This window comes from Pseudomonas sp. Irchel s3f10 (genome assembly GCF_900187515.1).
In the GTDB taxonomy this organism is placed as follows: Bacteria; Pseudomonadota; Gammaproteobacteria; order Pseudomonadales; family Pseudomonadaceae; genus Aquipseudomonas; species Aquipseudomonas tensinigenes.
On record NZ_FYDZ01000012.1, the window covers coordinates 33,128 to 53,895 of the forward strand.

Genomic DNA, 20,768 nt, shown 5'->3' on the forward strand with positions numbered 1-20,768 from the left:
GCGATCTCCGTGATTTCCAAAGTGTACCGGCGCTATAAACAGGTTTTGTAACTTATTTTTGCTCGTCAGCCTTTCTAGAATAATCCATCCCCTGAGCCAGACTTTCGAGTTGCCCATGCCTGCCTTGCGCCGTTTTTCCTTGCCGCTGATCGCCGCGTTTTTTGCGCTGTATGTGATTTGGGGGTCGACCTATCTGGTGATCCGCATCGGCGTCGAATACTGGCCGCCGCTGATGCTCGGCGGTGTGCGGTTCGTGATTGCCGGCAGCCTGATGTACGCCTTCCTGCGCTGGCGCGGGGCGCCGGTACCGACCTGGGCGCAGTGGAAAGCGGCGGGGATCATCGGGATTTTGCTGCTCAGTTTCGGTAACGGCGCGGTGAGCGTGGCCGAGCACACGGGTGTGGCTTCGGGTGTGGCGGCATTGGCGGTGGCGACGGTGCCATTGTTTACTTTGCTCTGTGGATATTTCTGGGGCGCGCGTAACACTCGGCTGGAATGGGCTGGGGTGGCGTTGGGGATTATTGGCATCGCCATGCTCAACATGGGTTCCAACCTGCAATCGAGTCCGATGGGCGCGGCGCTGCTGATTTTCGCGGCGGCGACCTGGGCGTTCGGTTCGGTGTGGAGCAGACATTTGCCGTTGCCGCAGGGCGCGATGGCCAGTGCGGTTGAAATGCTGGTCGGCGGTGTGGTGCTGCTGATCGGCAGCGCCGTCAGTGGCGAGCGTCTGCAAGCAATGCCGCCAGTTGAAGGCTGGCTGGCGCTGGCGTACCTGATCTTCTTTGGATCGATCATCGCCTTCAACTCTTATATGTATTTGCTCAAGCACGTGCGTCCAGCGGCGGCGACCAGTTATGCCTACGTCAACCCGGCGGTGGCGGTGTTGCTGGGGATTGTGTTTGTTGGCGAGACCATCGGGATCGAGGAAGCGCTGGCGATGCTGGTGATCATCAGCGCCGTGGTGTTGATTGGCTTGCCGCAGTGGCGCCGTCCGGCACAGCCGCCGATCGTAGCGCCGACAGCCGTTCGCGAAGAACAGCGTACGAATTAGGGTAAACTGCGCGGCATTGCATGCCCGCGTCATTTTTTCCTACGGTACTCCCATGACTTTCGCCACCCTTGGCCTGATCGAACCCTTGCTGCGCTCCCTCGAGACGCTCGGCTACCAGACCCCGACGCCGGTTCAGGCGCAAGCCATTCCGGCCGTGCTGGCTGGTCGTGACCTGATGGCAGCGGCCCAGACCGGTACCGGCAAAACCGCCGGTTTCGCCTTGCCACTGTTGCAGTTGCTGGCCATGGAAGGGCCGAAAGTCGCAGCCAATTCGGCGCGCGCGCTGATTCTGGTGCCGACCCGCGAGCTGGCCGAGCAGGTTCATGAGTCTGTGCGCCAGTACGCCGAAAACCTGCCGCTGCGCACTTATGCGGTTTACGGCGGTGTCAGCATCAATCCGCAGATGATGAAGCTGCGCGGCGGCGTCGATGTGCTGGTCGCCACGCCAGGTCGCCTGATCGACCTGTTCCGCCAGAACGCGCTGAAACTCGATCAGTTGCAGACTCTGGTGCTGGATGAAGCCGATCGTATGCTCGACCTGGGCTTCTCCGAAGAACTGGCGAACATTTACCGCATGCTGCCGAAAAAGCGCCAGACCCTGCTGTTCTCCGCGACCTTTTCCGATGACATCCGCCTGCTGGCCGGGCAGATGCTCAACGACCCGCTGACCGTCGAAGTCAGCCCGCGCAACGTCGCCGCCAACACCGTCAAGCAGTGGATCGTCACGGTGGACAAGAAGCGCAAGGCCGAACTGTTCGTGCACCTGATGCGCAAGAACAAGTGGAAGCAGGTGCTGGTGTTCGCCAAGACCCGCAATGGTGTCGATGCGCTGGTGGAAAAACTCCAGGGCCTGGGCGTGAATGCCGACGGTATCCACGGTGACAAGCCGCAGGCGACCCGTCAGCGCGCGCTGGATCGTTTCAAGCTCAGTGAAGTGCAGATTCTCGTGGCCACCGACGTTGCTGCGCGAGGTCTGGACATCGAAGATCTGCCGCTGGTGATCAACTTCGATCTGCCAATCGTGGCTGAAGACTACATCCACCGCATTGGTCGTACCGGTCGTGCGGGAGCAACCGGTGAGGCGATCTCGCTGGTCTGCGCGGATGAAGTGAACATGTTGTCGGCGATTGAAATGCTGACTCGCCAGACGTTGAAGCGTCAGAACGAGCCGGATTTCGAACCAGAGCACCGTGTGCCGGATACCGATGCCAGTGGTCAGGTGATCAAGAAGCCGAAAAAACCGAAGAAGCCGAAAGCTACGGGTGGTGGCGGCAAGCGCAATCTGGGCAAGTGGGTCGACAGCGGCGAGACGCAGGCGCCGGAGCCTTCGGTCAAGCCTGTGCGTAAGGTGCCGGTGTTTAATACTGGGCCGCGTAAGCGCAAGCCTTAAAGTCAAAAGCCCCTCACCCTAACCCTCTCCCAGGGGGAGAGGGGACTGATTGGGGGATGCTTGCGAAGTACGCCGACCTGATTCTTCTGTTGTGAATCCATAATCGACAGGGCCTTCGCCAGACACTTCGGTTGGCTGGCCGAATCCATAATCGACTCGGTCTTTCAGGTCGAGGTATGACAGCAGATACCTCGGTCGGCTCTACTGAAAGTGCTTTACCGAATCCATAATCGACTCGGTTTTTCAGGTCGACGGATGACGGCAGACACCTCGGTCGGCTCCCTCTCCCTCTGGGAGAGGGCTGGGGTGAGGGTTCAGGCAGACGCCTCGGACTTGAGCCACTGCACAATTCCCAACCCCGCCGCCCGGCCACTGGCAAAACACCCCGTCAGCAAATACCCGCCCGTTGGCGCTTCCCAATCAAGCATCTCCCCCGCGCAGAACACTCCCGGCAACGCCTTGAGCATCAAGCGCTCATCCATCGCCTCAAACGTCACGCCCCCGGCACTGCTGATCGCCTCGTCCAATGGCCGCGTTTTCACCAACGTCAGCGGCAGTGCCTTGATCGCCCGCGCCAATAACGCCGGATCGGCGAAGGTCGCCGCATCGCTCAGTTCACGCAACAACGCCGCTTTCACCCCATCAATCCCGACCTGACTGTGCAGATGCTTGGCCATCGAACGCGAGCCGCGTGGCTTGCTTAGCGCTGCCTGCAATTTATCCACAGGCCGGCCGGGCAACAGATCAATGTGAATAACCGCCGCGCCATACTGATTGATCGCCTCACGAACCGGCGCCGACAACGCATAAATCAGGCTGCCCTCAATCCCGGTCGCGGTGATCACGCATTCGCCCAAGCGCGGAATGTCGTCGTTCAAACCGATGGCGATATTTTTCAGCGGCGCGCCGGCGAATTTACTGACCATCAAATCGCTCCAGGCCTGCACCTCGAAGCCGCAATTACTCGGCTGCAACGGCGCAAGTTCTACACCGTGTTGCTCCAGAGCCAGCATCCACGCGCCGTCGGAACCGAGGCGCGCCCAACTGCCACCGCCGAGGGCGAGCAGGGTGGCGTCGGGTTTGACGGTGATTTCACCTTCCGGGCTGTCGATGCGCAGCGCACCGTGTTCATCCCAACCGAGCCAGCGATGGCGGGTGTGGATAACTACGCCACTGTCGCGCAAGCGTTTGAGCCAGGCGCGCAGTAACGGTGCTGCTTTCATGTCGGTGGGAAACACGCGGCCGGAGCTGCCGATAAAGGTTTCGATACCCAGATCATGAATCCATTGGCACAACGCATCGGCGTCGAAGCTGCGCAGCAGCGGGGCGATTTGCGGCGCGCGTTCGGCATAGCGCGAGAGGAACACCGGGTAGGCTTCAGAGTGGGTGATGTTCATACCGCCGACACCGGCGAGCAGGAACTTGCGGCCCACCGAGGGCATGCCGTCGTACAGATCGACGCGGATTCCGGCCTGGCTCAGCACTTCGGCGGCCATCAGGCCGGCGGGGCCACCGCCGATGATGGCGACGTGAGCGGGGGAGGAGGCGGAGTTCTGGGTCATGGCGTGCGCTGCGGTATGGCGGGATAAGGCGCGCATTCTAACAGCGCAAACCAATGTGGGAGATCCCTGTGGGAGCGAGCCTGCTCGCGAAAGCGGTGGGTCAGTCAGTTAAATGTTGAGTGCTCCGACGCCTTCGCGAGCAGGCTCGCTCCCACAGGGGGATTTTGGTGAACTCAGTATCTGGTTAAAAAATAGCCAGTGTTCTGTAGGTCGCAGTAGGTATGGCCTGCAAGGCGTTCCACTCAGGTTATCCACAGGCCGTTCCACAGCCATTGTGGGTAACGCAGCACAGCTCAATGACAACCGTGTGAATGCCAGACCCGCTGTGCGCTGTGATGGAGGATGCCGTGGCGACGGGCGAGGACGTGGCGGTCCTTGCTGTAGCCGCCGCCGATCACGCCCATCACCGGAATGTCGCGGCCCAAGCAATGGCGCATCACGCTTTCATCACGGGCAGCGACGCCTTCGTCAGTCAGTTGCAGATAACCGAGGGCGTCGTCCTTGTGCACATCCACTCCGGCGTCGTACAGCACCAGGTCCGGTTGATACAGCGGCAGCAGGTAATTGAGCGTGTCGTCGACCACCTTCAAATAATCGCCATCGCCCATGCCCTTGGGCAGCGGGATATCCCAGTCACTTTCCGCCTTGCGTGCAGGAAAGTTCTTCTCGCAGTGCAGGGAAACGGTAATCGCCTCCGGTGTGTCATGCAGGATCCGCGCGGTGCCGTCGCCCTGATGCACATCGCAATCGAAGATCAGCACGCGATTGACCCGACCGCTCTGCAGCAAGTAATGGCTGATGATCGCCAGGTCATTGAAGATGCAGAACCCCGCCGGATAGTCGTAGTGCGCATGGTGGGTGCCGCCGGCCAAGTGGCAGGCCAAGCCATATTCCAGGGCTTTTTCCGCCGCCAGAATCGAACCGCCGACCGCGCGCACCGTACGCCGCGCCAAGGCTTCGTTCCATGGCAGGCCGAGACGCCGCTGGTCTTCGCGGGACAACTCGCCGCTCATGTAGCGTTCGATATACGCACGGTCATGGGCGAGGGCGAGGATGTCGTTGGGGCAGATCTCCGGGCGGAGCAGGTCGGCATCGCGGGTCAGACCGCTGTCGACGAGGTGATCGCGCAGCAGGCGAAACTTGTCCATCGGGAAGCGGTGATCCGCCGGAAACTCGGGGCTGTAGTCTTCGTGGTAGATCAGCGGCAGTGGCATGGCGAATTCATGTAGGAACGTAGGAAAGAGTGAAGGATCCTACCAGCGATGTAGACTTGCGGCATGGAAACGGAGGGGCACGATGGAGCCGATACTGGAACTCGAAAGCGCGCGCTTGCTGATGCGTCAGTGGCAGGACGAGGATTTGCCGGCATTTGCCGCGATGTGCGCCGATCCTCAGGTGATGCGCTACTTTCCGGAACCGTTGAGCCGTCTGGAGAGCGCGTCGATGATCGGCCGTGTGCGCGGGCATTTTGCCGAGCACGGTTTCGGCTTGTGGGCGCTGGAGCGCAAGGACAGCGGTGAATTCATCGGTTTCACCGGGCTCGGCGTGGTTGGCTTTGATGCGCCGTTCACTCCGGCAGTGGAGATCGGCTGGCGTCTGGCCAAGGAACATTGGGGCCTGGGCTATGCCAGCGAAGCGGCGTGGACCGCTCTGCGTTGCGGCTTTGATCGGTTGGCGCTCAAGGAAATAGTTTCCTTCACCGCGCAATCCAATCTGCCCTCAGAGAAAGTCATGCAGGCGATCGGCATGCATCACGCCCCGGAAGATGATTTCGATCATCCGAAACTGGCCGTCGATCATCCGTTGCGCCGGCATGTGCTGTACCGCATCACTCGGGAACAATGGCTGCAAACCTTGCATGGATAAGCCGACACGGACGTTTACAATGGCCGCCATATCATTGGCCCGCGCCAGAATCTGAATCGGCCGCCGCAGCCAAGACTGCGCGGCATATAGCTTTGTGTGAGGAGAGTCTGAATGAGCCAAGTATTGGAAGATCTGGTCGACCTGCTGACCCTGGAACCGATCGAAGAAAACCTGTTCCGTGGCCGTAGCCAGGACCTGGGTTTTCGTCAGTTGTTTGGTGGTCAGGTGCTCGGCCAGTCGCTGTCGGCGGCCAGTCAGACGGTAGAAGAGGCGCGTCATGTGCACTCGATGCACGGTTATTTCCTGCGTCCGGGCGATGCCAAGTTGCCGGTGGTTTATTCGGTTGATCGCGTGCGCGATGGCGGCAGCTTCAGCACTCGCCGCGTCACGGCGATCCAGAAGGGCCATCCGATTTTCACCTGCAGTGCTTCGTTTCAATACGACGAGGCAGGCTTCGAGCACCAGAGCCAGATGCCGGTGGTGGTCGGCCCGGAAAACTTGCCGTCGGAGCTGGAGCTGTTCCAGCAACGCGCGCAACTGATTCCCGAGCACATGCGTGAAAAGCTGCTGTGCCCGAAACCGATCGAAGTGCGCCCGGTCACCGAAAAAGACCCGTACAACCCGCAACCGGCCGATCCGGTGAAATACGTGTGGTTCCGCGCCGACGGCGCATTGGCCGACATCCCGGCGCTGCACAAATACCTGCTGGCCTACGCCTCGGACTTTGGCCTGCTGACCACCTCGATGCTGCCTCACGGCAAATCCGTCTGGCAGAAAGACATGCAGGTCGCCAGCCTCGATCACGCGCTGTGGTTCCACAACGATCTGCGCGCCGATGACTGGTTGCTCTACGCGATGGACAGCCCGTGGGCCGGCAATTCCCGTGGTTTCTCCCGTGGCAGCGTGTACAACCGCGCCGGGCAACTGGTGGCTTCGGTGACCCAGGAAGGCTTGATCCGCCATCGCAAGGATTGGGCATGAGCCTGAAACAGGTGAAGCACTGGGTGTTCGACATGGACGGCACGCTGACGGTCGCCGTGCATGATTTTGCGGCGATTCGCGTGGCGCTGGCGATTCCGCCGGAAGACGACATCCTTACTCATCTTGCGGCATTGCCGGCCGATGAAGCGGCGGCGAAACACGCCTGGCTGCTGGAACACGAAAGGGATCTGGCGCTGGGTTCGACCCCGGCGACCGGTGCGGTGGAACTGGTGCGTGATCTGCATGCGCGCGGTTATCGCCTCGGCATCCTCACTCGCAATGCGCGGGAATTGGCGCATGTGACGCTGGATGCCATTGGTTTGGCTGACTGCTTTGCGGTGGACGATGTGTTGGGCCGCGATGACGCGCCGCCGAAGCCGCATCCGGGTGGCTTGCTGAAACTGGCAGACGCTTGGGACGTGCCGGCCAGCGAGATGGTGATGGTCGGTGATTACCGCTTTGATCTGGATTGCGGTCGAGCGGCGGGGGCGCGGACGGTGTTGGTGAATTTGCCGGATAACCCGTGGCCGGAGTTGACCGATTGGCATGCGAAGGATTGTGTCGAGTTGCGGCGGATGCTGCTGGCCTGAGATTTTTGCTGTGTGAAGGACGCCTTCGCGAGCAGGCTCGCTCCCACATTAGATCTTCGGTGCACAGAAATTTTGTGTAATGCATCAATCCAATGTGGGAGCGAGCCTGCTCGCGAAGAGGCCAGATCATCCACCGCACAACTTACTGTTCAAACAATGCCTTCTGCCCCTCCGGCGAGGTCAACATCCCATCACCGTTATGCCCGACCCCGGGCACTTCCACCAACCGCTGATTCACCCCTTCCGGGTGTCGGCGCAGCAAATAACCGAAGTACAACTTGCCACGCTCCAGGCGATACGCACCCTGCGCTTCGGCTTCACAACCCTTGTCCAGCGCCGGATGCTTGGGGTCGATGTCCTGCTGCCCGAGCAGATAAATCACCTCGCGTTTGATGTAACTGCTCTCGAGTTGCAACGGTGTTTGCCCACCGGCATAGACCGGCATGTCTGACAGACCGTACTTCCAGCGATTGAAGCCCGCGCACTTGGCGTGATCGAACGCCACCGGCCGTTGTTCATTGAAATAGGCATACGACGACGGATTCGCCACCACATAACGCAAGCGGATGCCGTTGGCTTTCAGCGCCGGCTGATCCTTGGCGAGCAGGGCATAGCGCTGCACCACCTGGCCGCCGCCGGAGTGGCCGAAGATCACAATCTGCTTCACGTCCGGAAACTGTTTGCGATCGCTGATCCGTCCGACGATCTCATCGAGTGCGGCGTAGGAGCTCAACGGATTCGGCCCTGTGGATAACCCGCCGCCCATCCACTCGTTGCCTTGCCAGCGCAGCAACGTGGCGGGGAGCGAGTACAGAGCGACATCACTTTCATTGAGAAACTGCGGGGCAATGACCAAGGTGTGCGTGGTTTGCCCTGCCAGCTCGGCCGCACTCTCGGCGCTTTTGCGATAGGTTTCCGCGTTGCGCAAGCGGCCATGAATGACGATCAGCACGCGCTCGATTTTCTCCGGCGCAGGACCAATGCCGACCGCCATTTCCCCGGCCTTGAGTTGCAAACGACCGGGGCTGATCGCATCGACACCGGCGGCTTGCGCAGTGCTGCCAACAATCAGTAACGCCAAAAGCCATTTATGCATTTACAGGTTTTTCGCCGCGAAGGTGTCGCACTGGCCGACCTGGCCCTGTGCGAATCCGGTTTTGAACCAGCGCACCCTTTGCGCCGACGTACCGTGGGTAAACGAGTCCGGCACCACACGGCCCTGACCCTGTTGTTGCAAGCGATCATCACCGATGGCGTTGGCCGCATTCAAGGCTTCTTCGATGTCGCCCGGTTCCAGCCAGTTCAAGCGCTTCTGTGCGCTGTAGGCCCAGACGCCGGCGAGGCAGTCGGCCTGCAATTCCTGGCGCACCAGCAAGCCGCCATCGCCTTCCATTTGCCGACCTTGCTGGCGGGCTGTCTGAATTTTCGCCGAGACGCCGAGAAGCGTCTGCACATGGTGTCCGACTTCGTGAGCGATCACGTAGGCCTGGGCGAAGTCGCCGGCAGCCTTGAAGCGTTGCGACATTTCCTGGAAGAACGCCATGTCCAGATAGACCTTCTGGTCCGCCGGGCAATAGAACGGGCCGGTCGCCGAGGTCGCCAGACCGCAGGCGGAATTGACCCGATTGCTGAACAGCACCAGGGTCGGGTCCTTATATTGCCGGCCAGCCTGCTGGAAAATCGTGCCCCAGGTGTCTTCGGTATCGCCAAGGATCGAGCGGACGAATTCGGCTTGCTCATCGTTGGCTGGCGGCGCCTGACGGGTTTGCGAGGTCGGCGCCGATTGTTGGGTGGATTGCCCGGCGAGCTGGCCGAGAATCTGCAACGGGTCTTGCCCGGTGATCCAGCCAATACCGACGATCAGCAGGATGGCCCCGAGGCTCAGGCCTTTGCCGCCGCCGAAGCGCATGCCGCCGCCACCGCCGGCATCATCACCACGGGCATCGACGACGTTGTCACTGCGTCGGCCTTTTTTCCATAGCATGTGGGAATCCTCTGTGTGTATCGGGTGGTGATGAGTGTTGCTGTTGTGTGAGTGTGGCGCCAGTCCGGTCGTCCGTCTATTGGCCACACGCAAACAGGCCCGGCTTCGTGCTGACGAGGTCGGGCCTGTTATTGACGGTCTGGCGCGCGGCAAATTCAATCGTGCGCAGGATTTCTATCGCTGGATTATCAATCAGCGATCAAACGCATCCCACTCCGGGGCGAAATCCGGACTGACCTGACGCTCGCGCTTCGACAGCGCGGCGATCAATGCGCGGTCTTCATCGTCGAGTTCGACCTGCAGAGATGCGAGGTTGGCCAGTTGATTGGCCCGGCTGCTGGCCTTGGGAATGGCTGCGACGTTAGGTTGATCTAGCAACCATTTCAATGCGACCAGGGTTGGCAGCACACCGTGCTTTTGCGCGATCTGTTGAATCTGCGGGATGTCCGAGACCTTGTTGCGCGCCAGCGGCGTGTAGGCCGTCAGTGCCATGTCGTGTTGACGGGCGTAGTCGAGCAGAGCGTTTTGGCCGAGCAGGACGTGGTATTCAACCTGAATCGCTGACAGAGCGATGCCGTATTCCTCGACGACTTTGCGCAGCAACGGCAGCGGAAAATTCGCCACGCCGATGTTGCGCGCCAGGCCTTGCTCCTTGAACGAGGCCAGCGTGGCGAGGGTGCTTGGCAAATCCCAGCCGGTGGTCGGCCAGTGGATCATGAACAGGTCGACGTAGTCGCTGCGCAAAGCGGTGAGGCTGCGATCCATGGAGTGGCGCATCGCGTCGGGTTGCAACTGGTCCCACCAGACCTTGGTGGTGACATGAATCTGTTCGCGCGGTGTCGGGGTATTCGCCAGTGCTTGTCCGACCGCGTCTTCGTTGTTGTAGGCCGCTGCCGTGTCGATGTGTCGATAACCCAGTTCCAGCGCTTGCTCCACGGCGCGGGTGCATTCGTCGCCGAGCATTGGCCAGGTGCCGAGGCCGAGTTTCGGCATGTTCAAACCTTGGGCATTAACGATGTGCTGCATGGTCGATCTCCTGTTCGAAAGCAGTCATGCCGGCAATGTGCCGGGCGGCGATGTAACCGAAAGTCAGCGCCGGGCCGATGTTGATACCGCCCGCCGGGTAGTGGCCGCCCATGATGCTGGCCATGTCGCCACCCGCAGCGTAGAGGCCGGTGATGGGATGTTCGTGGGCATCCAGCACTTGCGCGTGTGGGTTGACCTTGAGTCCGGCGAAGGTGCCGAAGCAGCCCGGCTGGACTTTCACGGCGTAGAACGGGCCGGTGTCTATTGGGGCAACGCAGGGGTTGGGAAGGTTCGCCGGATCACCCTGTTTGCGGTTGTAGGGTGTTGCGCCGCGACCGAACAACGGGTCTTCGCCATGGCGGGCATGGCGATTGTAGTTATCCACAGTCTGGCGCAAGCCGCTCGGGTCGATGCCGCAGGCGAGGGCCAATTCTTCAACGGTGTTACCGGTTTTCAGATAGCCGCTGCGGATAAATTCTGACACTGGCAGCGGAAACGGCCGCGATATGCCCAGTCCATAACGCCGTTGAAAGGCGCGCGTGCAGATCAGCCACGAGGCGACTTCTTCACCTTCCGGCGCAGCAGCGACCATGGCGCTGACGTAGTCGTAATAACCGTTGGCTTCGTTGACGAAACGCTGGCCGTTACGCAGAACCCCAATGATTCCGGGTTTGCCGCGCTCGATGATGTGTGGGAAGTGGCCGGTGCTGCCGTCGGCATGCGGCACTTGCGATACCGGCGCCCACGCCACGGGCGAAGCCACATCGGCATTGACCCGCGCGCCGACGCTTTCGCCCAGGCGCAAACCATCGCCGTTGACGGCCAGCGGTGGCAGCGCCAAGTGCTCATGGCCGGTCGGTGTGCGGGGGAACAGGGCTTTGCGCCGCTCGATGTCATTGGCAAAACCACCAGCGGCGAGCACCACGGCTTTGCGTGCGTGAATGCGGATTGGGCCTTTGTCTGTGTTGACCACAGCACCCGAGACGCGCAAGCCATCACGCAGCAGTTCCGTCACAGGCGCTGATTCCCAGAGCAGAACGCCAAGGTCTTCGGCGGACTTCGCCAGTCTTGCCACCAGCGCCACGCCGTTGACCAGTTGCATCGCCCGGCCATGCACGGCGAGGTCGAACAGGTGCCGAGTGAAACGTCGGGTTACGTGCCATGCAGCCTTGAACGAGCGCGTCAGATTGAGGAACGCCGACAGATCCGCCCCGGCCATGATTGGCATGCCCATGAAGGACGTTTCGCGCATGGTGGTACGAAGACGCTTGAGCAGGCGTCCGACTTTGCGTCCGTCATAGGGCGCAGCGATGACCGAACGGCCGCCGGTGCCGGCGCCCGGCGTGTCGCCATGAATGTCGGCAATGGCATTGCCATCGGCAAATTGCAGCGCGGTGTGCTGCTCGAAAAACGCGACCATGCGCGGCCCCGCTTCAAGGAAAGCGTCGATCATCGCCGGGTCGAAGTACTCGCCCAGTTCATGGCGCAAATAGGTGCGCGGTTGTTCGATGTCTTCGACGATCCCGGCCCGACGGGCCAGCGGATTGCACGGCACCCAAGCCCAACCACCGGACCATGCAGTGGCGCCACCGAACACCGGATCTTTCTCGACAACGATGACTTTCAAGCCATGCCACGCGGCAGTCACGGCGGCCGACAACCCGGCAGCGCCAGAACCGACGACCAATACGTCGCAGTCGATATCAGGGAGTTCGGCAGGCATCAAACAACGCTCCAGCGATAAAATATTTTGGAATTTGATTCCAGAAAATAACCAGTGCTGGTGTAGCGGTACAAGCCTTGACTCAACAAAGCGGGCGGTTATCGAATAACCGGTTCCAGATTTCGCTTTGCCGCTGATCTCTTCTAGAATCGGCGAAATTTCCTTTGGATGGTCCCATGGCCGGCAGTCAAATCGAACGGGTTTTCAGTGTGCTGGAAAGCCTCACCAGTGATCCGCGCGGGCTGCCGATGCAGACCCTGGCCGAGCAACTGGATATCCCCAAAAGTGCAACGCACCGCTTGCTCGCCGAGCTGATCCGTTTGGGCTACGTGCGGCAGAATCCGGAAACCTTGCGTTATCACTTGTCGACCAAACTGGTGGCGATGGGCTTTCAATACCTGTCGAGCAGCGGTGCCGACATCGTCCAGCCGGTACTCGACCGACTGGCGCAGGAAACCGGTGAACTGGTGCGTCTTGGCGTGATCGACGGCGAGCGCCAGACCTGGATTGCCAAGGCACAGGGCGCGCGTACCGGTCTGCGTTATGACCCGGACATGGGCCGTGATGCGCCGCTGTTCTACACCGCCTCCGGGCATGCGTGGCTGGCGTGCATGAGTGACGCCGAGGCGTTGTCACTGGTCGAGCGGCAGGCGGCGGAGGTGCCGGTGGGGATCGGGCCGAATGCGCCGCGCTCCAATATCGAGTTGCTGGAACGGCTGCGTCTGGCTCGTGAGCAGGGGTATGCCTGGGTCGAGGAGAGCTCGGCCGTGGGGACTTCGGCGATTGCGGCAGTGGTGAGGCATCCAGCGGATGGTCGGGTGATTGGTGTACTGAGTATCGCCGGGCCCAGTGCGCGGATGCCGGGGGCGCGGTTGCATGAGCTGGCGCCGCTGTTGCTGACCTTCACCGAAGAGTTATCTGCGGCAAGCCTGGCCTCAGAACTGTTTATCTAATCCGAATTCACGCAGTGCCCTTGTAGGAGTGAGCCTGCTCGCGATCGCGGTGTATCAGCTGGCATTAATGTTGGCTGACACACCGTGATCGCGAGCAGGCTCACTCCTACAGGGGATTTTTGTTGTCCACGAAGTTGTGCGGTGTTCGCACAGTTTTAGGATGGATGGGTGTTTGATTCTGGAACTCAGTTCTAAATTGTTTGCGGAGTGTTATTCCGAGAACAATCACAAGAGGACCGCGCCTTGAATTCGCCCCTTCGAATCGCCTTGATCGGCGCCGGCAACATGGGCCAGCAACATTATCGGCATCTGCAAACCCTCAGCGAAGCGACGCTGTGCGCCGTGGCTGATCCCGGGCCGCAAGCAGCAGCGCTTGCGGCTGAATGGGGTGTCAGGCATTTCGCCGATCATCGTCAGATGCTTGAGCTCATCCGGCCAGACGCGGTCATCGTCGCCAATCCGAATAATCAACACGTCAGCACCGCGCTCGATGGTCTGGCGGCGGGTGTGCCGGTGCTTTTGGAGAAGCCAGTCGGGGTGCACCTGGATGAAGCGCGCGAGCTAGTCGCGGCGGTCAAAAGCAGCGGCGTGCCGGTGCTGGTCGGCCATCATCGGCGTCACAATCCGCTGATCGTACGCGCCCATGAACTGGTGCAGAGCGGGGCGCTCGGGCGGCTGACCACGGTGACCGCACTGTTCCAGTTGCGCAAACCCGACAGTTATTTCGAGATCCCGTGGCGCCGCGAACCGGGCGCCGGGATGTTGCTGACCAACCTGATCCACGACCTCGACCTGCTTCGGCATCTGTGCGGTGAAGTGCGCTCGGTGCAAGCGATCACCGACAACGCCGTGCGCGGTTTCGCCAACGAAGACAGCGCAGCGGTGTTGCTGCAATTCGAGGGTGGCACATTGGGCACATTGAGCGGTTCCGACGCGGTCGCCGCGCCGTGGAGTTGGGAGCTGGATTCCGGCGAGAACCCGGTATATCCGCGCCAGGCCGATCAGCCGTGCTATCTGCTGGCCGGAACCGCCGGCGCCTTGAGTATTCCACAGCTCAAACGTTGGCATTACGCCGCTGATCAGGTCGACGCCGGTTGGCATGAACCCTTGCAGGTGGTGGAAGAGTCCTACAGCGGTGACGACGCTTTGCGCTTGCAGTTACAGCATTTCGTACGCGTGGCACGGCGTGAAGTCGAACCGCTGGTGAGTGCGGCCGACGCTGCGCGCACTTTGTCGCTGATCGAAGCGATCCGCGAGGCCGCCGCCACTGGCCGTGCCTGTGCCCCTGCACTGATCGAGGCTTGAACATGAGCGAACGAATCCTGTCCCTGGCCAGCCTCACCGTGCTGGAGTTGTCGCCACCGCAAATGGTCGAAGTGGCTGCGCGTGCCGGTTACAGCCATGTAGGCCTACGTCTGGAGCCAGCGACTCCTGAGGAATATCACTTCCCGTTGGTGGCCGATGCTGATTTGCGCCGTCAGACGTTGCAGCGCCTGCGCGATACCGGCATCCGTGTGCTCGACGTGGAAATCCTGCGTCTGAAGCCACAAACCGTCGTCGCCGAATTCGAGAAACTTCTTACGGTCGGCGCGGAATTCGGCGCCACCGAATTACTCGTCGCCGGTAACGATCCTGACGAGCGGCGGCTTACCGATCACTTCGCGGCCCTTTGCGATCTGGCGGCGCCTTACGGGTTGCACCCGCATCTGGAGTTCATGCCTTGGACTGATGCGCGCGATCTTCGACAAGCGCTGCGAATCGTCGAGAACGCTGACCGGGAAAACGCTGCGGTGCTGGTCGATGCCTTTCACTTTGATCGTTCGGCGTCACGTTTGGAGGATCTGGACAACATGCCGGCGTCGCGCCTGCGTTATGCGCAATTATGTGATGTAGCGGGGCCGAGGCCGTCAGACATGGCCGAGATCTTGCGTCAGGCGCGCAACGAGCGGCGGTTTCCCGGCGAGGGTGATTGCGATCTGCTCGGGTTGCTGCGAGCGCTGCCGACTAATATTCCACTGAGTCTGGAAATTCCCACGGTAAAACTGCTGGAGCAGGGCGTGAGCGGATTGCAGCGGGCGCAGATGGCGATTGATAAAACTCGAGCGTTGTTGGCGCGGCTTTAAGCGGTGCTGCGCACCTATCGCGGGCAAGCCCGCTCCCACAGGGACAGCGCTGTTCCTGTGGCGGCGCGACTTTCCTGCGAAGACTTCTGATCTTTTTGGCAACACAAGGAAACCCAATGACCGTCAGCACTCCGCTCTCCGGTGTCAACCAACCCTTCAAGGGGATCTTGCTGATTGTCGTGGCAACCTTCCTGTTCTCCAGTCACGACGCGCTGTCGAAATACCTGTCCGGTTTCTATCCGATCGTGATGGTGGTGTGGGCACGCTATCTGGTGCACACCTTACTCATGGCGGGGATTTTTCTGCCGCAGTCCGGGCTGCGCGTCCTACGTACCAAAAAGCCTTTATGGCAATTGGTCCGAGCACTTTGCCTGCTCGGCACCAGCCTGTTCTTCACCACCGCGTTGTTGTACATCCCGTTGGCGGAAGCGACGGCGGTCAACTTTCTTGCGCCAGTGTTGGTGACCGCATTGTCGGTGCCGCTGCTAAAGGAACGAGTGACCCGAGGTCAGTGGATCGCGGTGATCTGCGGCTTTATCGGTGTGCTGATCATTGTCCATCCCGGCGGTGAGTTGTTCACCCCTGCAGTGTTACTGCCGTTCTGTTCGGCGCTGTTTTTCTGCTTCTATCAATTGCTGACGCGCAAGCTCGCCGAAGTCGATAGCCCGACCACCAGCAACTTTTTTGCCGGGCTGTGCAACACCCTGGTGATGAGTGCACTGGTGCCGTTCTTCTGGCAGGTGCCGACCTTGACCCACGCCGGGCTGATGCTGGCGCTGGGCAGTTGCGGGATGACCGCGCATTTGTTTCTGACCCAGGCGTTCCGCCATGCCGCGCCGGCACTGCTGGCGCCGTTCGGTTATTGCCAGATCGTGTTTGCGGGGTTGTTGGGTTGGCTGCTGTTCAATCACACGCCGAGTCTGTTGACGATCATCGGCATTGCGGTGATCTGTTGCAGCGGACTGGCGGCGGCGTGGCAGCAGAGCCGCCGCTGAAGAGACCGCAACCCCCTGTGTAGGAGCTGACGAGTGAAACGAGGCTGCGATCTTTTGATCTTCAACATCAAAATCAAAAGATCGCAGCGTGCCGCAGCTCCTACAAGGGAGCCAGGTGTAGGCAGTTTACTCGGTGATGGTAGGAATCTTGCGCGGTGCCATGAAGTACATCCACGTCAGCGCAATGAAATACATCGCCGGAATCAGGGTGAACAACACGGTGTAGTTGTTGTTGGTGACGGTGAGGATATGGCCGACGATCTGGGTCATGAACATCCCGCCGATCGCTGCGCACATGCCACCGAAGCCAAACACCGTGCTCATCATGTGCTTGGGCGTGTAGTCCATCACCAGGCTCCAGATGTTCGCCGTCCAGGCCTGATGCGCGCCGATCGCCAGAGAAATCGCAGCCACCGCCACCCACAGATTGGCAGAGCCAGCCGCCATGACCACGCCGATGATGCAGCAGGCAAACAGGAACATCGACAGCAGGCGCGCCTTGATCGAGTTCATCCCGCGACCGATCAGGAACGAAGACAGAATGCCGCCACCGACGCTGCCGAAGTCGGCCGTGACGTAAATGATGATCAGCGGAATACCCATCTGGGTGACGTTGATGCCCAGGTTGTATTGCTGATTGAGGAACGGCGGCAGCCAGTACAGGTAGAACCAGAACACCGGCGCGGTCAGCGAGTAGGCGAGGGCGAAGGCCCAGGTGCCGCGCATGCGCAAGATTTTCGAGAACGGTACGCGGGCCTGTTCCGGTTCGACTTCTTGCTGGATGTAGTCCAGTTCGGATTGTTTAACGCTCGGATGATCTTCCGGGTTGAAGTATTTCAAGCCCCAGAACAGCAACCAGATACCGCCCAGTGCCGCCATGCACAGGAACGCCGCTTGCCAGCCCCAGACGTGCAGGACCAATGGCAGCAGCATCGGCGTGAACATCGCACCGACGTTGGTGCCAGCGTTGAAGATGCCGGTGGCAACCGCACGTTCGCCGGCCGGGAACCACAGGCGCGTGGTTTTCACACAGGCCGGGTAGTTGGCCGCTTCGGTCAGACCGAGGATGAACCGGCAGACCATGAAACCAACGGCCGAAGTCGCCAGGCCGTGGGCACCAGTGGCCAGGCTCCAGAGCAGCACGGCGCAGAAGAACACACGTTTGACGCCGACCCGGTCGATCAGGCGGCCCTGCAGGACGAAACCGATCGCGTAGCCGACCTGAAACCAGAAGTTGATGTTGGCGTAATCCATCGCCGTCCAGCTCATTTCCTTGGCGAGGATCGGCTGCATGACGCCGAGGGCGGCGCGGTCGATGTAGTTCAGGGTAGTGGCGAAAAACACCAGCGCCAGCATGCCCCAACGGGTCTTGCCGACAGCCATGGCGCCGCGGATCTTGTCGCCGATGCCACCCGTGGCAGTGCTCATGGCCGGAGCCATGCGGGAAGTCTGTGAAGGAATCATGTGTTCCACCCGTTTTTGGATTTGTTATTTGGTGTGCTTTTTACTTGCACGCTGCGACCGGCGGTTCAGATCCGGACTCAATGTGCAGTCGATGTTGGGCAGTGGACGAAAAATCGTCAATTCGCCAAACCGCCATTGTGTTCGATAATCGCACGCAAAACTAACCGGGTAGTACACTTTAAATTGCTGCGCGCGGGGATGCAGCCAATAATTTCCCTCACTATAAAAACCATCCTGTGTAGGCGCTGCCGCAGGCTGCGATCTTTTGATTTTGCTTTCCGCAATAAAGATCAAACGATTGCAGGCTTTCGCGGCTCCTACAGTAAAGATAAAGCGGCGCAGTCCGGGAGTTGAAACATGCAGCGTTCCATTGCCACCGTTTCCTTGAGCGGCACCCTGCCGGAAAAACTTGAAGCCATTGCCGCCGCCGGGTTCGACGGGGTGGAGATTTTCGAAAACGACCTCCTGTACTACGACGGCAGTCCACGGGAAATTAAACAGATGTGCGCCGATCTCGGCATCGCCATCACGCTGTTTCAGCCGTTCCGCGATTTCGAAGGCTGCCGCCGCGATCGCCTGGCGCGCAATCTTGAGCGCGCCGAACGCAAGTTCGACCTGATGCAGGAACTGGGCACCGATCTGGTGCTGGTCTGCAGCAATGCCTCGGCCGACAGCGTCGGCGATCAGCAAATTCTAGTCGATGATCTGCGCCTGTTGGCCGAGCACGCTGGCGCGCGCGGCTTGCGCATTGGTTACGAAGCGCTGGCCTGGGGCCGTCACGTCAACACTTATCAACAGGTCTGGGACATCGTGCGTCAGGCCGATCACCCGAGCCTCGGCGTATTGCTCGACAGTTTTCACACCTTGTCGTTGAAGGGCGATCCAAGCGCTATTGCCGATATTCCGGGCGAGAAGATCTTCTTCGTACAAATGGCTGATGCACCGATCCTGCAGATGGACGTGTTGGAGTGGAGCCGGCACTTCCGGTGTTTCCCGGGGCAGGGCGAATTCGATTTGCCGGGGTTCCTCGCGCCGATCATTCAAAGCGGTTACACCGGGCCGCTGTCGCTGGAAATCTTCAATGACGGCTTCCGCGCCGCGCCACCACGGGCCAATGCCGCTGACGGTTTGCGTTCGCTGCTGTATCTGGAAGAGAAGACCCGCCAGCGTCTGGAGCAGGAAACCAAACCTTTGGCCAACCGTGAAATTCTCTTCGAAACACCGAAGGCCAGTGAGTACAACGGCATCGAGTTTCTTGAGTTCGCCGTGGATGAAAGCCTCGGCGCCAAGCTGTCGAACTGGCTGGAGCGCCTCGGGTTCGTCAAGGCCGGGCAGCATCGTTCCAAGAGTGTGAGCCTGCTGCGTCAGGGCGACATCAATCTGATCCTCAACTCCGAACCGTATTCGTTTGCTCACAGCTTTTTCGAGGCTCACGGCCCGTCGCTGTGCGCCACCGCCGTGCGGGTCAAGGACAGCGCCAATGCGCTGGCCCGCGCCGTCGCCTACAAAGGTCAGCCCTATCGCGGACTGGTCGGTCCCAATGAACTGGAGCTGGCGGCAGTGCGGGCCCCGGACGGTAGCCTGATCTATCTGGTCGATGAACAGGCTGATGTCTACGGCACCGATTTCAATCTGCTGGCAGATGCGCCGGCCCGTGGCGGTCTCAAGCGTATCGATCACATGGCCATGGCGCTGCCGGCCGACAGCCTCGACAGTTGGGTGCTGTTCTACAAGAGCCTGCTGGATTTCGAGGCGGACGATGAAGTGGTACTGCCCGATCCGTACGGGCTGGTGAAGAGCCGCGCACTGCGCAGTCGCGACAGTTCGATCCGCTTGCCGCTGAACATCTCCGAGAACCGCAACACCGCGATCTCCCACGCGTTGTCGAGTTACCGTGGCTCGGGTGTACACCACATCGCCTTCGATTGTGACGACATCTTCGCCGAAGTCAGCCGCGCCAAAGAAGCCGGCGTGCCATTACTGGATATCCCGCTGAACTATTACGACGACCTTGCTGCGCGCTTCGATTTCGACGACGAATTCCTCAGCGAACTGGCGTATTACAACGTCTTGTACGACCGTGATGCGCAGGGTGGCGAGCTGTTCCACGTCTACACCGAGCCGTTCGAAGGGCGTTTCTTCTTCGAGATCATCCAGCGCAAAAACGGCTATGCCGGTTACGGCGCAGCGAACGTCGCGGTGCGTCTGGCGGCCATGGCTAAATCACGCAGTGGTGCAGTGCGCCAGGCGAAGTTGTAGGAAATTCGTAAACGCGGGATTAAACACAGGCCGCGCAGCTTCCTTCACTGTGCTGTGCGGCCCATAATCGCCGCCTGTGCAGTGATGGCCGTGAGCCCGCAATGACGATGAATACAGAACTTTCCGCAGCTTCTGAAGTTTCCGCTGTAGAGCCGCGCAAGAGTCGCAAGAACAACCCGGAAAAGACCCGCGAGAACATCCTGCAGGAGGCGATCGTCGAGTTCGTCCAGCAAGGCTTGTCCGGCGCTCGCGTCGACGCAATTGCCGAGCGTATCCACACCTCCAAACGCATGATCTATTACTACTTCGGCAGTAAGGAGCAGTTGTACGTCGAGGTGCTGGAGAAGCTTTACGGTGATATCCGCAGCACCGAAAACCGTTTGCACCTGGCCGAGCTGGCGCCGGTGGAAGCGATTCGCCGATTGGTCGAGTTCACCTTCGATCACCACGACCGCAACGTCGATTTCGTGCGCATCGTCAGCATTGAAAACATTCACAACGCTGAATACGTGAAGCGTTCCGATGCAATCAAGGCGATGAACAACACCATCCTCGATTCGCTCGGTGAGATTCTGCGTCGTGGCGCTGAAGAGGGTGTATTCCGCACCGGGCTGGACGCGCTGGATGTGCATTTGCTGATCAGTTCATTCTGCTTCTATCGCGTATCGAACCGGCACACGTTTGGCGAGATTTTTCAGATTGATCTGCCGGATGAAAGCGTCAAGCAACGTCATCGCGAGATGATTTGCGAGTCGGTGTTGCGCTACCTGCAGGCCTGACGCTGACCCCCTGTAGGAGTGA

Annotated in this window: 18 protein-coding genes; 11 read left to right on the plus strand and 7 right to left on the minus strand. The window is 60.3% G+C overall.

The annotated features are described in order from the left end of the window. Positions 1–115 precede the first annotated feature (115 nt). The gene (gene yedA / locus CKW17_RS22165) at positions 116–1,051 is read left to right on the plus strand and encodes a drug/metabolite exporter YedA (protein WP_095121642.1); all 936 of its coding nucleotides are present in this window, start codon (positions 116–118) and stop codon (positions 1,049–1,051) included. A gap of 52 nt (positions 1,052–1,103) precedes the next feature. Continuing rightward, positions 1,104–2,441 (plus strand): DEAD/DEAH box helicase, encoded by a 1,338-nt coding sequence (locus CKW17_RS22170; RefSeq protein WP_095121644.1) that lies wholly within the window; start codon positions 1,104–1,106, stop codon positions 2,439–2,441. 314 nt (positions 2,442–2,755) lie between these two features. Here CKW17_RS22170 and CKW17_RS22175 read toward each other — a convergent pair whose 3' ends face one another. Together CKW17_RS22175 and CKW17_RS22180 are read right to left on the minus strand one after the other, a co-directional pair. Next, the gene (locus tag CKW17_RS22175) at positions 2,756–4,003 is read right to left on the minus strand and encodes a TIGR03862 family flavoprotein (protein WP_095121646.1); all 1,248 of its coding nucleotides are present in this window, start codon (positions 4,001–4,003) and stop codon (positions 2,756–2,758) included. A gap of 293 nt (positions 4,004–4,296) precedes the next feature. After that, positions 4,297–5,217, minus strand: a complete 921-nt coding sequence (locus CKW17_RS22180) for a histone deacetylase (RefSeq protein WP_095121647.1) — start codon at positions 5,215–5,217, stop codon at positions 4,297–4,299. Between the two features lie 82 nt (positions 5,218–5,299). On the opposite strand from CKW17_RS22180, the gene CKW17_RS22185 reads away from it, so the two are divergent. The 3 genes from CKW17_RS22185 to CKW17_RS22195 all read left to right on the plus strand — a co-directional run bounded on the left by CKW17_RS22185 (position 5,300) and on the right by CKW17_RS22195 (position 7,440). After that, positions 5,300–5,869, plus strand: a complete 570-nt coding sequence (locus CKW17_RS22185) for a GNAT family N-acetyltransferase (RefSeq protein WP_095121648.1) — start codon at positions 5,300–5,302, stop codon at positions 5,867–5,869. 111 nt (positions 5,870–5,980) lie between these two features. Next, positions 5,981–6,850 (plus strand): acyl-CoA thioesterase II, encoded by an 870-nt coding sequence (gene tesB / locus CKW17_RS22190; protein ID WP_008082985.1) that lies wholly within the window; start codon positions 5,981–5,983, stop codon positions 6,848–6,850. Then, positions 6,847–7,440: an HAD family hydrolase gene (locus CKW17_RS22195; protein WP_095121649.1), complete on the plus strand. Its 594-nt coding sequence runs from the start codon at positions 6,847–6,849 to the stop codon at positions 7,438–7,440. The genes tesB and CKW17_RS22195 overlap by 4 nt, the downstream gene beginning before the upstream one ends. Positions 7,441–7,582: 142 nt before the next feature. On the opposite strand, the gene CKW17_RS22200 is transcribed toward CKW17_RS22195, so the two are convergent. The 4 genes from CKW17_RS22200 to CKW17_RS22215 all read right to left on the minus strand — a co-directional run bounded on the left by CKW17_RS22200 (position 7,583) and on the right by CKW17_RS22215 (position 12,173). Further along, positions 7,583–8,536 carry a hypothetical protein gene (locus tag CKW17_RS22200; protein WP_095121650.1) on the minus strand — a complete coding sequence of 318 codons (954 nt, stop codon included), beginning with the start codon at positions 8,534–8,536 and terminating at the stop codon, positions 7,583–7,585. Beyond that, entirely contained in the window at positions 8,537–9,424 is an 888-nt protein-coding gene (locus tag CKW17_RS22205; protein WP_095121652.1) for a neutral zinc metallopeptidase, read from the minus strand. A gap of 192 nt (positions 9,425–9,616) precedes the next feature. Further along, positions 9,617–10,450 (minus strand): aldo/keto reductase, encoded by an 834-nt coding sequence (locus CKW17_RS22210; protein ID WP_095121653.1) that lies wholly within the window; start codon positions 10,448–10,450, stop codon positions 9,617–9,619. Then, the gene (locus tag CKW17_RS22215; RefSeq protein ID WP_095121655.1) at positions 10,434–12,173 is read right to left on the minus strand and encodes an FAD-dependent oxidoreductase; all 1,740 of its coding nucleotides are present in this window, start codon (positions 12,171–12,173) and stop codon (positions 10,434–10,436) included. Before CKW17_RS22215 ends, CKW17_RS22210 begins: the two co-directional genes overlap by 17 nt. 176 nt (positions 12,174–12,349) lie before the next feature. Between CKW17_RS22215 and CKW17_RS22220 the strand changes: the two genes are divergently transcribed. The 4 genes from CKW17_RS22220 (at position 12,350) to CKW17_RS22235 (ending at position 16,244) form a co-directional block, all read left to right on the plus strand. Next, positions 12,350–13,126 carry an IclR family transcriptional regulator gene (locus CKW17_RS22220; protein WP_095121657.1) on the plus strand — a complete coding sequence of 259 codons (777 nt, stop codon included), beginning with the start codon at positions 12,350–12,352 and terminating at the stop codon, positions 13,124–13,126. A 243-nt stretch (positions 13,127–13,369) separates the two neighbouring features. Next, the gene (locus CKW17_RS22225; RefSeq protein ID WP_095121659.1) at positions 13,370–14,431 is read left to right on the plus strand and encodes a Gfo/Idh/MocA family protein; all 1,062 of its coding nucleotides are present in this window, start codon (positions 13,370–13,372) and stop codon (positions 14,429–14,431) included. Between the two features lie 2 nt (positions 14,432–14,433). After that, positions 14,434–15,249 carry a sugar phosphate isomerase/epimerase gene (locus CKW17_RS22230; protein WP_095121661.1) on the plus strand — a complete coding sequence of 272 codons (816 nt, stop codon included), beginning with the start codon at positions 14,434–14,436 and terminating at the stop codon, positions 15,247–15,249. Between the two features lie 116 nt (positions 15,250–15,365). Then, a complete protein-coding gene (locus tag CKW17_RS22235; protein WP_034153813.1) occupies positions 15,366–16,244 on the plus strand; it encodes a DMT family transporter in 879 nt (292 codons plus the stop codon). Between the two features lie 126 nt (positions 16,245–16,370). Here CKW17_RS22235 and CKW17_RS22240 read toward each other — a convergent pair whose 3' ends face one another. Then, positions 16,371–17,708, minus strand: a complete 1,338-nt coding sequence (locus CKW17_RS22240) for an MFS transporter (protein WP_016986167.1) — start codon at positions 17,706–17,708, stop codon at positions 16,371–16,373. 357 nt (positions 17,709–18,065) lie between these two features. Here CKW17_RS22240 and quiC point away from each other — a divergent pair, with 357 nt between their 5' ends. Continuing rightward, positions 18,066–19,967, plus strand: a complete 1,902-nt coding sequence (gene quiC / locus CKW17_RS22245; RefSeq protein WP_095121663.1) for a 3-dehydroshikimate dehydratase QuiC — start codon at positions 18,066–18,068, stop codon at positions 19,965–19,967. Positions 19,968–20,068: 101 nt separating this feature from the next. Then, positions 20,069–20,746, plus strand: coding sequence for a TetR family transcriptional regulator (locus tag CKW17_RS22250; protein ID WP_095121665.1), 678 nt, complete (start codon positions 20,069–20,071; stop codon positions 20,744–20,746). Positions 20,747–20,768 lie beyond the last annotated feature (22 nt).